The sequence below is a fragment of the Spirulina major PCC 6313 genome, from assembly GCF_001890765.1.
In the GTDB taxonomy this organism is placed as follows: domain Bacteria; phylum Cyanobacteriota; class Cyanobacteriia; order Cyanobacteriales; family Spirulinaceae; genus Spirulina; species Spirulina major.
The window spans coordinates 3,134,994-3,147,444 of record NZ_KV878783.1; the positions used below are offsets into that span (position 1 = coordinate 3,134,994).

The following is a 12,451-nucleotide window of genomic DNA, read 5'->3' on the forward strand; positions in this document are numbered from 1 at the left end:
GTGTTAGAACGCTAGCAAACTCCCTAAATACCAACAAGGGATAAGACTACTTCTAGCTTATTGAGGGTAGAAACATGCTAGAACAATTAATCCTCTACTTTGTTTGTAAAACCAAAGGGTACATTACCAAGACTCAATTAGTAAAGTTTCTGTACCTGGCTGATTTGTATTCTGTGAAATGGACGAAAAAACAGCTTACTGATCTTGATTGGTGCTACTATTTGCGTGGCCCTTGGAATCAAGAGATTGACACCACCCTGGAAAAGCTAAATGTTTTATCGTAAGGATTCAGGTGGGGGGGGGGTTGACAAATCAGAAAAAACAGCTAGGTTAGCACAATGAAGCCCATCGAGATTCCCCCAGCCGTCGAACGAGAGCAACTGAGACAAGCATCATCAGAGGTGCTGGTGGAACTGGTGTTGCGGCAACAAGAGATTATTCAGCAACTAGTCTGGGAAATAGAGCGGCTCAAGAACAACGCCAACAGCGATAGCGAGAGTTCATCGAAACCCCCATCAAGCGACATCCACAAACGCTCAGAACACCAACCCCCAAAAAAAGAGCCACCAAGCCAAGGAAAGCGTAAACCCGGTGGGCAACCCGGTCATCAGGGAAAAACTCGCAAAGGGTTTGGCAGAATAGACCGCTACGAAATGGTGCGAGCGCAAGTGTGTGGGTACTGTGGGAGCCAAGAGTTGAGCCTAGTCCCCCGAAAAACGCGCCGCCATGAAGTAGCCGAGTTAATCCAACCCGCCATAGAAGTAGTGGAGTATGAGCAGCAGTGCTGCTGTTGTAGCCGATGTGGACAGGAAACATGGGGAGAGTTACCGCCGCCAGTGCTGGGAGGTCAAAGCTTAGGAGCCGGACTGCAATCCCTGTTGGTGTGGTTGGGGAACTACGCTCACATGAGCTATGAAAAGCAGCAGGAATTCCTAGAGGAACTGGGGAATATCACCGTGGGAGTAGGGACATTACAAGCGACCAATGAAAGGGCATCCCAAAGCGTTAAGCCGACAGTAGAGGAACTGGGAAACTGGGTGAAACACCAAGACTATGCCCAAGTGGATGAAACACCATGGCTAGTCAAGGGAGTGAAAGAGTGGATGTGGGTAGTGTGCGGGGTGGGTTTTTGCCTCTTCCACGCCGCTGATACTCGTTCAAGGGCGGAATTAGAGACCCTATTAGGTCGAAGCTTTGATGGTGTACTCGTCTCTGATGACTTCAGTGTGTACAACGGTTATGAGGTGAAAGCCCAGCAGAAGTGCTTGGCTCATCTAAGGCGGCACTTCAAGAAAGTCTGCAAGCTCAGGCATGGAAAAAATCCAGAGTTGGCGAAGGCATTCCTGGATTTGATTGACACAGCCTTTGAGCAGCATCGTCAGTGGCGTGAAACCGAGGATGGGGCTGCCTATCATCAATGGGCGGCGGGCTTTATCTATGAGGTGAAGGCGGCTGTGGAGCATTGGCTCCCCCTGGCTGGGCATGAGGCGGGCTTGTTATTGCGCTCTCTACGCGATAAGGCAAATCAGTGGTGGTATTTCCTGTCCCATCCAGAAATTCCCCCGGATAATAATCGTGCGGAACGCTCGTTGCGGTTGGCTGTAACCAAGCGTAAGGTTTGTGGTGGCTCGCGTTCGATGGCAGGTTTTGCCCAGACGGCAAGGTTACTGAGTGTGATTCAGACTTGTCGGACTCAAGGGCGTTCGGTGTTGAGTTTCTTGAAACAAGCTTTGATGGCGACGGCTTCTCCTGAGCAAGTCTCCATGCCTTCCCTCATCCCTGCTACCTGAATCCTTACGTTTTATCAGTGCAAAAAGAGGGTGAAGCATCGTTGATTAAAGTGAGAGATGAATCGTTTTCGCCTGATTTTGATTTCCCAATCGGTCTGCAACTAATGCTAGATAATATCAGGAGAGAGTGGGCGGGATCAGGTCCTGAAAAGTTTCGAGAGCTAATGAAATTTGTCTATGCAACGGCTCCAATGATAGAAGCACAAAAAAAGCATAAACCGGAAGACAAAGCATCGCTCGATCTCCAATTAGAACACAAAAAAAATGTTGACAGAATTAGGGAGATAGAAGTTGGCTGAAAAGAGGAACCAACGCCCTCGTCAGGGTTGGATTTACATGATCAGTCCCTATCAAGTATCGCTGCGATGTAGGCGTAATCATGTTCACATTTATAACTTACATGAACCAGGGGAAATTGAGTGCCAAACACCCTCTTGTTCGGAAAAAATCAACTCCAGTCGAGTGTTTCGTGGCACTCACCCACACATAATTTGGACAAGTGATCAATTCCAAGATGAGTCAGGCTATATCCAAACGTTGTAAGGATTCAGGTACTTGAAACGCAGTCACAGCAAGGCTTTCAAAATCGAGGTGAGTTCTAAACTAACAGTTCATTCTCAATAATTACGCAAGACTAGGGGTTACAGCCTTGTTTATTGAGAATAATAAAATAGCTCAAAATAGCTGAAACCCATACTGAGCAGTGCTTACAGCCAAATCCTCATGACCTGAATGCTTACCAAACGTTTACAGTAATTCCACTAACTTCCCAAACGACTTGAACAGGTTTATCAACAACCTATCCAATCATGCATACATCCAGAAATGGCCTACAAAAAAAGTCCTATGCACTCGTGCATCAAATCTGTACAGTGGATGGAAATTGCTTCAAGGGAACTGCCGGGAGTTGGTTAGATCGAATAGGACAATTAGATCGGAAAGACAAAAATGAAATCAACAGACGATTACAGTTTTTTCTCAACATCAGTGAATCTCCCAGTAATGACTGGTTTAAGAACAATGCTAGTCCAGAGTTAGTAGAAAAAATTTATGGTTATCTACCAGATGTAGAAAGAAAAGAATTGCTGGAAAGTTTAATAGACGATGTAGAATAACTGAAAAAATGGTTTGATTCATGAATCAAACTCAGAGGCTATTTAAGAAGTCAAAATTCAGATCCAAAAACAAGATTTGCTCAATGAAAAAAAGGGGCTTAAGCCCCTTGCCCTTCCACTAATAACACTTTTTAAACGGCCTCTCAGAATTCTGTAACTAATGCCAAAAACATAGTGAGAGATAAAAAATGGTGTGAATTTCACAATCCAGGCACAGTTAAAAATACGGCTTGGCGAGAAAATAACTCATCACGGATTTGGCATCAAAGGCGGTGGGATTTTGGCGAACTTGGGTTTCAAATTCATCCGGGGTGAGTAAGACCACTTCAATTTCTTCATCATCATCTTGGCTGGGGGGCGTGGCGAGTTTTGTTAAACCTTGGGCGAGGAACGCATAGATATATTCATCGGAATAGCCGGGGGCGAGGGGAAATTTACCCAGATCGCGCCATTGGCTGGCTTGGTAGCCGGTTTCTTCTTGGATTTCGCGCTCGATGGTGATCGCGGGGTTTTCGCCGGGTTCGATCGTGCCGGCGGGAAATTCCAAAAGGCGACCCGACACGGCAAACCGATATTGATAGACCATCACAAGCTGACCCTCTGGGGTGACCGGAACCGCTAGAGCACCGCCGGGATGGCGAATGCATTCCCAATCGCCTTCGACCCCGTTGGGCAGGCGTAACCGATTGACATCAAAGGCAAATTTGCGGCCGTGGTAGTAGAGGCGTTGTTGGAGAAGTTCGGGGGCTTGGTGTTGGGGTTGCATGGCTGGGCGGATCGCTCTTGAGTATCGGGTTAATTATCAGGGGCGGGGGTGGCGTTTGGGAATGAGGTTAGACGGGGGCGAGGCGTGTAATCCCGCTACAGTCCACCTGGGCGAGGAGTTCGGCGACGGTGGTTTGGGTGACGGGATCGCGCCAGTGGGGGGCAATGTGGGCGAGGGGGGCAAGGACAAAGGCACGATCGCGCATCCGGGGATGGGGAACGGTGAGGTTCGGCAATTGCAAAATGCGATCGCCGTAGAAGAGTAAATCTAAATCCAGCGATCGCGGCCCCCACCGCACCCGACGAATTCGTCCAAAATGCTGCTCGGTGCTTAACAACACCTGAAGTAGATCCGCAGGGGATTGATCCACATCAAAAATCGCACAACCATTCACATAGTCCGGCTGGGGCGGGCCGACGGGAGCCGTCTTATACCAGGGTGATACTGCCGTTAGATAAAGTCCTGGCGTGACGGACAACAAATCAATGGCTTGGTTGAGAATCATGGTTGAATTCCCTAGATTGCTGCCCAAGGCGATCGCGACGGAACTCACACTCATGACATCTAATTAACCTATTCAAACGTTTGCGACTGTTGAGAGCTTCAGGATCTATTATGATCGTGGCTCGTGAAAATCCAGAGAGCCAAGTTGTCACCCCATCACTAAAATACTCGGATCAATCAATGCAGATTGCTCGATGGACTTCAATTGTTATCACACATTGAAGCTCTGAACATCAAATCATGGGCGGCAAAACTCAGCCAGCGCGATCGCATTCTCAGCCATCAACCCTAAAATTTGCTGGCATCATGGGCAACAGTGCAATCGTTGAACCCATGACCTTTTGGCTTGCTCTCACAGAACTCTACGGAAAACTAGGCGCAACCGTCTTGGTTGGCTGGATTTTGGGGCAGTATTTACCCCGCAGCGTTGCCCATCAGTTGGGGGTGTTTTTGTTTTGGATTGGGGTTCCCTTGGGGGTGATGATTTTTTTACGGCGGGCGGACTTGTCCGGGGCGATCTGGGTGGCTCCGGTGGTGGCGTGGGCGGCGATCGCCCTCGGTGCGGGTCTCGCTTGGCTCTGGTCACGCTATCAACCCTTTCCCCACAGCCGATCCACCGGCACGTTTATGCTCGCCTCCATGTTCGGCAATACCGGCTATCTCGGCTACCCGATCATCTTGACCCTCTTGGGCGAAGAATATTTTGGCTGGGTCATTTTTTACGATCTCTTCGGTACGACTATCGGAGCCTACGGGTTCGGCAGCCTCTTCGCCTCTTGGTTTAATCCAGAAATGCCCCAACAATCGCCCCGAATCGCGGTGCTCACGGCCCTGCGCAATCCGATTTGGTGGTGCTTTGGGTTGGGGTTGGGGCTGCGATCGCTCACCTTCCCCCTACCCATTGAGCAGGGATTGCACACCGTGGGCTGGGCGGTGATCAGTGCCTCGTTGGTGTTGATCGGGATGCGCCTCAGTCAACTCACCTCCTGGCAGCATTCACGCTCCGTGGGGGTGAGTGTGGCGATCAAAATGCTGTTGGTTCCCTTGGGGTTGGGGGTGGGCTTGCGATCGCTGGGGTTTCAGGGGGCGTTACTGTTGGCGCTCGTGTTGCAGATTGCAATGCCGCCCGCCTTCGCCACGTTGGTGGTGTCGGAAGCCTACGATCTGGATCGAGAATTGGCCGTCACTGCGATCGCCCTCGGTTCCCTCGCCTTACTCCTCACCCTACCGCTCTGGTTACTGATCTTCCCCGTGCCATAGCAGTCGTCTGTTTCTGCAAGGGTAACCGTCCCTGGTATTTAACGAATTTTGGTCGTCTCAACGATTTCAATGGTCAAATCATGAGTTTTCGATCACTGCAACCCTATGAATTTGATGGGGACAGTTACCTGCAATGGGATGCACCCATTTTTTTGCGGCTTGAGGCTTTTATTATTCTCTTTTCCCAGACAGCATATCCCTCATGAATAGCTTGATCCATGGCAGTCTCGCCCCAGACCTAGACCCTCTCTAGTGGGGTCGCCGTTGCGTGCGAATTTTGTTAACCTTTTGGAGAAGAGTTTGATTGAGATTGTAAATTTTGTTGACCGTTTAGAGAAGGGCTTGATTGAGATTGCGAATTTTGTTGATCTTTTGGATGAAGGTTTGATTCAGATTATAGTCATGCTTATCAAACGCTTTCTCTGCATTTTTCGTCACAGCTTTATCCTATGCTAAACACCATATTCATGGGTCTTCCAAATTTAGGGTGAAAGACAAAATAAGCCAACGAGATTTCAGCAATTTCAGCGATCAGAATCCTGTTTTTTGTATTATATTAAACATTCTATACCTGTAAGGATTCAGGTGGGGGGGGGTTGACAAATCAGAAAAAACAGCTAAGTTAGCACAATGAAGCCCATCGAGATTCCCCCAGCCGTCGAACGAGAGCAACTGAGACAAGCATCATCAGAGGTGCTGGTGGAACTGGTGTTGCGGCAACAAGAGATTATTCAGCAACTAGTCTGGGAAATAGAGCGGCTCAAGAACAACGCCAACAGCGATAGCGAGAGTTCATCGAAACCCCCATCAAGCGACATCCACAAACGCTCAGAACACCAACCCCCAGAAAAAGAGCCACCAAGCCAAGGAAAACGTAAACCCGGTGGGCAACCCGGTCATCAGGGAAAAACTCGCAAAGGGTTTGGCAGAATAGACCGCTACGAAATGGTGCGAGCACAAGTGTGTGGGTACTGTGGGAGCCAAGAGTTGAGCCTAGTCCCCCGAAAAACGCGCCGCCATGAAGTAGCCGAGTTAATCCAACCCGCCATAGAAGTAGTGGAGTATGAGCAGCAGTGCTGCTGTTGTAGCCGATGTGGACAGGAAACATGGGGAGAGTTACCGCCGCCAGTGCTGGGAGGTCAAAGCTTAGGAGTCGGGCTGCAATCCCTGTTGGTGTGGTTGGGGAACTACGCTCACATGAGCTATGAAAAGCAGCAGGAATTCCTAGAGGAACTGGGGAATATCACCGTGGGAGTAGGGACATTACAAGCGACCAACGAAAGGGCATCCCAAAGCGTTAAGCCGACAGTAGAGGAACTGGGAAACTGGGTGAAACACCAAGACTACGCCCAAGTGGATGAAACACCATGGCTAGTCAAGGGAGTGAAAGAGTGGATGTGGGTAGTGTGTGGGGTGGGTTTTTGCCTCTTCCACGCCGCTGATACTCGTTCAAGGGCGGAATTAGAGACCCTATTAGGTCGAAGCTTTGATGGTGTACTCGTCTCTGATGACTTCAGTGTGTACAACGGTTATGAGGTGAAAGCCCCAGCAGAAGTGCTTGGCTCATCTAAGGCGGCACTTCAAGAAAGTCTGCAAGCTCAGGCATGGAAAAAATCCAGAGTTGGCGAAGGCATTCCTGGATTTGATTGACACAGCCTTTGAGCAGCATCGTCAGTGGCGTGAAACCGAGGATGGGGCTGCCTATCATCAATGGGCGGCGGGCTTTATCTATGAGGTGAAGGCGGCTGTGGAGCATTGGCTCCCCCTGGCTGGGCATGAGGCGGGCTTGTTATTGCGCTCTCTACGCGATAAGGCAAATCAGTGGTGGTATTTCCTGTCCCATCCAGAAATTCCCCCGGATAATAATCGTGCGGAACGCTCGTTGCGGTTGGCTGTAACCAAGCGTAAGGTTTGTGGTGGCTCGCGTTCGATGGCAGGTTTTGCCCAGACGGCAAGGTTACTGAGTGTGATTCAGACTTGTCGGACTCAAGGGCGTTCGGTGTTGAGTTTCTTGAAACAAGCTTTGATGGCGACGGCTTCTCCTGAGCAAGTCTCCATGCCTTCCCTCATCCCTGCTACCTGAATCCTTACCTATACCTTAATCCCGAAGACCCATATTTATCAATACACTAGTGACAGTTCTAACTTTCATGAGTCTAACCATCACAATCTCAGAAATCTGATGCCTAACACTGGTGAGAGAACCGCTACCAAAGCAGTGAAGTTAAAAAAAATTGTTACGAAAAAACAGATCAAGGCTGCTCTTGAAGCTGCGATCGCTGCCCTTGATCCAGATATTTGTATCCTTGATCTGCAAAACTGTGTCATCTTGGGGATGCCCACTGAGAATCCCTCCCCCAAATTTCCAATTATTGTCGATCAGCAAACCTGGGGTTGGGTGGCCGGGGCTGACTCTGTGGCCAGTTTAGTGCCGTTAATCGGTTGCATTGTGCAACAGGAACTTCAAAAAAAGTCTCTCGCCAAAGAACTCCTTGAACGCTACCAAGAGCTAGATTTATTTTATGATCTCTCCACTCAAATTACCGCCAGTCTAGACATCACTGCTATTGCTGAATTAGCGATCGCTGAACTCAAAACCTTGATTCCGGCCACCAGTGGCGCGGTTTTTCTAGTGGGATCTGATCGGCGATCGCTAGAACAATTGGCCAATTTTGGTTCCCCTTGTTCTCCCCAGGACTATCTCTATCCGGGGCAAGATTTCATCACCCAGTTGGCGCAACTCCATCACGGCAAGATCATCAATGATGCTCAACAAGCACTACCAGGGGGCATCTGTGGCAATGCGTTTCATGCTCTGATCCATGTGCCGCTCAATGGTAAAGACCGCGTGCTGGGCTTCATTGCCCTGGGAAGTACCGTCCCCGAAACCTACACCACCGAGCACCTCAAGACCCTGGAAATTTTTGCCAGTCAAGTGGCGATCGCGATCGAAAAAGCCCTCCTCTATCAACAGAGTCAAACCGCCGCCCAACAGGCCCAAGCCCAAGCCCAAACAGTCCAGCAAGCCCTCCAAGACCTCAAGCAGACCCAAGCCAAGCTGGTACAGAGTGAAAAAATGTCCAGTCTCGGCCATACCATTGCGGGTGTTGCTCATGAAATCAATAATCCAGTCGGTTTCATCAGTGGCAACCTAGAGTTGCTCCAGCGGGATAGCCACGATCTACTGGAACTCCTCGCACTCTACCAGCAGCATTACCCCGATGCCCATCCTGACATTCTCGCCAAAGCAGAGGAGATTGAGATTGAACTGGTGCAGTCAGAATTAGTCGAAATTGCGAGATCGATGCAGGAAGGAGTGAGACGGATTAAAGAAATTGTCTTATCACTGCGGAATTTCTCGCGGATTGACAGCCGGCAAACCCAAGCCGCCGATCTTCACGAAGGACTCGATAGCACCCTAATGATTCTGCGCCATCGTCTCAAAATTGGCGATCATCGCCCGGAGATTGAGGTGATCAAAGACTACGGTGAGTTGCCCATCGTATTGTGTTATCCCGGTCAGCTTAATCAAGTCTTCATGAACATCCTCAGTAACGCGATCGATGCCCTCGATGCCGTTCAAACCCAGCCACAAATCCAGATTCGCACCCGTGCAGTAGGCGAAAACCAAGTCTCCATCTGGATTAAAGACAACGGCAGCGGCATGCCCCCGGACGTAATCGATCACATCTACGAGCCATTCTTTACCACCAAAGGGGTGGGCAAAGGCACGGGACTCGGCATGGCCATCAGTCAGCAGGTGATTCGGGACACCCATCAGGGTCGCCTCGACTGTACCTCTCAACCGGAGGTCGGCACAGAGTTCTGCATCACCATTCCCATCAACCCCACCACCTCCGGGGTGGATGCAGCCACAACGATTCCTGATTCACCCTACAAAATGGTGTAGATCAACCACCAGATTGACAGGGAATCCTTAGCTTGACGGACTGCATCTCGGTTTAACTGCTACAACCCCGCTATTTCGTACCTCATGAATCAGCTTAATCCCGTCCAACTCTCTGACTCCGATCGCGTCCGCAACCGGGTGCTTCCTCCCTTGATTGGGGTCATTCTTCTGCTCCAAGGAATTTTTATCTACACCTTCTTCAATCAACAACAGCAGCGTCTCAAAAGTCTAGAGCAGGATACCCAGGAACGAGTTGATAATCTGATTGAGCAAGAGCAGTTTAATACCCTGAATATGCTTAATGCGGTGATGACCGCCATGGTTCGAGATCAGCATTTAATGGAGGATGTTCAAGCCCAAGACTACCAAGCGTTAGAAGCGTTTAACCGGCCCGTCTTTGAAAAACTCCGAACCGAAGAAGAGATTACCCACTTTTATTACCATCAGCCCAATCGCCTGGTGGGTTTGCGACTCCATTCTGACCAGCGGGGCGACCTCAACAACCGCACCACCATCCTGGAAGCGGAAGCAACCGGGAAGCCCTCAGCGGGGCTAGAACAAGGGGCAACCGGCAATGCTGTCCTCCGCTCTATCTATCCCTGGTTTGCCGATATTCCGAGGCTGGATGATCACAAGGACTGGTTTGCCGGGCAAGAGGGTCGAGAACTGGTGGGCTATCTTGAACTGGGGGTCGAGTTTGAAGATGTCCTGCAACGGGTAAAACGGGTTTTGAGGGTAGAATTGGCTCTGGCGGTGGACAAAACCTATCTGGACCAGAACTTGTGGGAAGCCAAAGCCACACAATTAGGCATTGATCCGGGTTGGGACAACTATCCCCAGTTGGTCGTCACCAATAATACCTTTGGCGAGTTACCGTCAGAAGTGGCGGCAGTCTTGAATCAACCTGAAACGAGCGCTATTGCCCAATCTATTCGCTACAGCCAAGACAATCAGGATTATCAAGCCATTTTCATTCCCTACGAAAATGTAGAAGGGGAAACGATTGGTTATGTGATTGCCTTCAAAAATATTACGACTGCGGTGCGCCCGGCCAGGGCGGCTATGGTACTTGCCAGCGTTCTTTCTGTGCTGCTCTCGACGGGTCTCATTGTTCTGTTCTATCACCTCTTGGGCCGGGTACAAACGGATCTCGCCCAGAGTCGCCAGAGCTTAGTGACTGCCCAGGCCGAACTGAAAGCCCTCAATGAAGAGTTAGAAGATCGGGTGCGTGCCCGTACCGCTGAAGTCCAAGCGACCAGTGCTGATCTCCAAGCGATTATCAGTAACCTTGCTGATGCCCTGTTGGTGGTGGATCTGGACGGCAACATTACCCGCTACAACCCTGCCCTGACCCAGATGCTTAACTTGGGCAACCTCAACCTCATGGGCATTAATTGCCGGGAGTTGGGCCAGCCACAACTGGTGGAGATCATTGAGCAATGCCACACCCATGCGGATCAAGTGTTGGCCGCCGAGGTGGATCTCGGCCAGCATCATGTGGGTCAAGCCGTGGCCACCCCGATCGCCATAGTGGATGAGTCGGGGATCGCAACCCAGGTGGGAACAGTCGCTCTAATTCGGGATGTCACCCAAGAGAAAGAAGTCGATCGCATGAAAACCGACTTTATCTCCACCGTCTCCCATGAATTGCGCACACCGTTAACCTCGGTGTTAGGTTTTGCGTCGATCATTCAAGAAAAACTCGAAGAGGGGGTCTTTCCACAACTCTCGACGGAAGAGCGGAAAACCCAGCGCACCGTGCGTCGCGTCCGGGACAACCTCAATATTATTGTCTCGGAAGCCGAACGCCTCACAGCTTTGATTAACGATGTGCTTGACATCGCCAAGATGGAAGCGGGCAAATTGGAATGGAAAATGGAACCTTTGCCGATGGGTGAGGTGGTGGATCGGGCGATCGCGGCGGTCTCCAGTCTGATGGAGCAGAGTGGTTTGCACTTGGTCACGGATATTGACCCTGAATTACCGGAAATCAGCGGCGATCGCGATCGGCTCATCCAAGTAGTGATTAACCTCCTCTCCAATGCGATCAAATTCACCGAAAATGGTACGATCACCTGTCGGGCAAAGCCCCATGACCACAATATCCACTTAGCTGTACAAGATACCGGTATGGGCATTGCCCCTGAAGATCTGGGCAAGGTTTTTGACAAGTTTAAGCAGGTGGGCGAAACCCTCACCGACAAGCCGAAGGGAACGGGCTTGGGCTTGCCAATCTGCAAACAGATTGTGGAATATCATGGCGGGACAATTTGGGCCGAGAGCGAGTTGGGGGTGGGCAGTACCTTCCAATTCACGTTGCCGCAGTGCGATCGCACCTCTACGCCGGATAAAATCACTAATTTTGATTCCCTCGTCCGTCAACTCCAGACCCGCACCACCACAACAGCACAGATCACTGAACCAGCCAACCAGAAAAAAATCCTAGTCGTGGATGATGATTCGAGCATCCGGGAACTACTGCGTCAGTTCCTCGCCGCCCAAGACTATATCGTTTTTGAGGCAAAGGATGGCCTCGCTGCCGTTGAGCAAGCCAAGCGTCACGCCCCGGACTTGATTATTCTGGATGTGATGATGCCCAAAATCAATGGCTTTGATACCGCAGCCATTCTCAAAAATGATCCCCTAACGCTCAACACCCCCATTATTATGCTCTCCATCTTTGAGGACAAAGCACGGGGCTATCGGTTGGGGATCGATCGCTATCTCACCAAACCCATTGAAAATCAGGCATTGCTAGCGGAGATTGGCGGTTTGCTTTCCCAGGGCCAATCCAACAAAAAGATCTTGGTGGTGGACAGCAATGCCTCAACCCTGGCTAACCTCTCCCAGGTCTTGCAGGCCCAAGGCTACCAAGTCAGTGAAGCGGCCAACAGCGCCGAATGTATCGAAAAAGCTCTATCGGTACGGCCTGACACCATTATTGTCGATTCTGGTTTGTCCCAACAAACGGACTTAATGACCACCCTCCGCTTTGAAAAAGGACTGGAAAATGTTTTCTTCATCTTACTCGGTGATGAAAATCAAGTAGAGGAGTTCAAGACATTGACTGCTGAGCAGGAAATCTGAATATCCGTAACCCATAAGA

General features: G+C 50.2%; 8 protein-coding genes and 2 pseudogenes. 8 read left to right on the top strand and 2 right to left on the bottom strand.

The window, feature by feature from the left end:
- Positions 1-74: 74 nt before the first annotated feature.
- The 4 genes and pseudogenes from SPI6313_RS25120 to SPI6313_RS13790 all read left to right on the top strand — a co-directional run.
- Positions 75-272: pseudogene (locus SPI6313_RS25120) on the top strand (type II toxin-antitoxin system antitoxin SocA domain-containing protein); the annotation flags it as partial.
- 66 nt (positions 273-338) lie between these two features.
- The gene (gene tnpC, locus SPI6313_RS13775) at positions 339-1,790 is read left to right on the top strand and encodes an IS66 family transposase (protein WP_072621518.1); all 1,452 of its coding nucleotides are present in this window, start codon (positions 339-341) and stop codon (positions 1,788-1,790) included.
- A gap of 17 nt (positions 1,791-1,807) precedes the next feature.
- Positions 1,808-2,089 carry a hypothetical protein gene (locus SPI6313_RS13780; RefSeq protein WP_072621519.1) on the top strand — a complete coding sequence of 94 codons (282 nt, stop codon included), beginning with the start codon at positions 1,808-1,810 and terminating at the stop codon, positions 2,087-2,089.
- Between the two features lie 510 nt (positions 2,090-2,599).
- Positions 2,600-2,905: a type II toxin-antitoxin system PemK/MazF family toxin gene (locus SPI6313_RS13790; RefSeq protein WP_139276643.1), complete on the top strand. Its 306-nt coding sequence runs from the start codon at positions 2,600-2,602 to the stop codon at positions 2,903-2,905.
- A 217-nt stretch (positions 2,906-3,122) separates the two neighbouring features.
- Here SPI6313_RS13790 and SPI6313_RS13795 read toward each other — a convergent pair whose 3' ends face one another.
- Complete coding sequence (locus SPI6313_RS13795; protein ID WP_072621520.1) at positions 3,123-3,671, bottom strand: NUDIX hydrolase; 549 nt, start codon at positions 3,669-3,671, stop codon at positions 3,123-3,125.
- A 67-nt stretch (positions 3,672-3,738) separates the two neighbouring features.
- Positions 3,739-4,230 carry a 2-amino-4-hydroxy-6-hydroxymethyldihydropteridine diphosphokinase gene (gene folK / locus SPI6313_RS13800; protein WP_072621521.1) on the bottom strand — a complete coding sequence of 164 codons (492 nt, stop codon included), beginning with the start codon at positions 4,228-4,230 and terminating at the stop codon, positions 3,739-3,741.
- Positions 4,231-4,508: 278 nt separating this feature from the next.
- On the opposite strand from folK, the gene SPI6313_RS13805 reads away from it, so the two are divergent.
- The 4 genes and pseudogenes from SPI6313_RS13805 to SPI6313_RS13820 all read left to right on the top strand — a co-directional run bounded on the left by SPI6313_RS13805 (position 4,509) and on the right by SPI6313_RS13820 (position 12,432).
- Positions 4,509-5,435 carry an AEC family transporter gene (locus SPI6313_RS13805; protein ID WP_072623144.1) on the top strand — a complete coding sequence of 309 codons (927 nt, stop codon included), beginning with the start codon at positions 4,509-4,511 and terminating at the stop codon, positions 5,433-5,435.
- Between the two features lie 630 nt (positions 5,436-6,065).
- Positions 6,066-7,518: pseudogene (tnpC, locus tag SPI6313_RS13810) on the top strand (IS66 family transposase).
- Between the two features lie 99 nt (positions 7,519-7,617).
- Positions 7,618-9,345, top strand: a complete 1,728-nt coding sequence (locus SPI6313_RS13815; protein WP_084669029.1) for an ATP-binding protein — start codon at positions 7,618-7,620, stop codon at positions 9,343-9,345.
- 84 nt (positions 9,346-9,429) lie between these two features.
- The gene (locus SPI6313_RS13820) at positions 9,430-12,432 is read left to right on the top strand and encodes a response regulator (RefSeq protein WP_072621523.1); all 3,003 of its coding nucleotides are present in this window, start codon (positions 9,430-9,432) and stop codon (positions 12,430-12,432) included.
- The last annotated feature ends 19 nt before the right edge of the window (positions 12,433-12,451 follow it).

What these genes read in the sequence shown, in the direction of transcription:
- SPI6313_RS13820 (WP_072621523.1), top strand. Translation starts at nt 9,430, where the DNA reads ATGAATCAGCTTAATCCCGTCCAACTCTCTGACTCCGATCGCGTCCGC.
- SPI6313_RS13815 (WP_084669029.1), top strand. Translation starts at nt 7,618, where the DNA reads ATGCCTAACACTGGTGAGAGAACCGCTACCAAAGCAGTGAAGTTAAAA.
- SPI6313_RS13795 (WP_072621520.1), bottom strand. Translation starts at nt 3,671, where the DNA reads ATGCAACCCCAACACCAAGCCCCCGAACTTCTCCAACAACGCCTCTAC.
- folK (WP_072621521.1), bottom strand. Translation starts at nt 4,230, where the DNA reads ATGAGTGTGAGTTCCGTCGCGATCGCCTTGGGCAGCAATCTAGGGAAT.
- SPI6313_RS13805 (WP_072623144.1), top strand. Translation starts at nt 4,509, where the DNA reads ATGACCTTTTGGCTTGCTCTCACAGAACTCTACGGAAAACTAGGCGCA.
- SPI6313_RS13790 (WP_139276643.1), top strand. Translation starts at nt 2,600, where the DNA reads ATGCATACATCCAGAAATGGCCTACAAAAAAAGTCCTATGCACTCGTG.
- tnpC (WP_072621518.1), top strand. Translation starts at nt 339, where the DNA reads ATGAAGCCCATCGAGATTCCCCCAGCCGTCGAACGAGAGCAACTGAGA.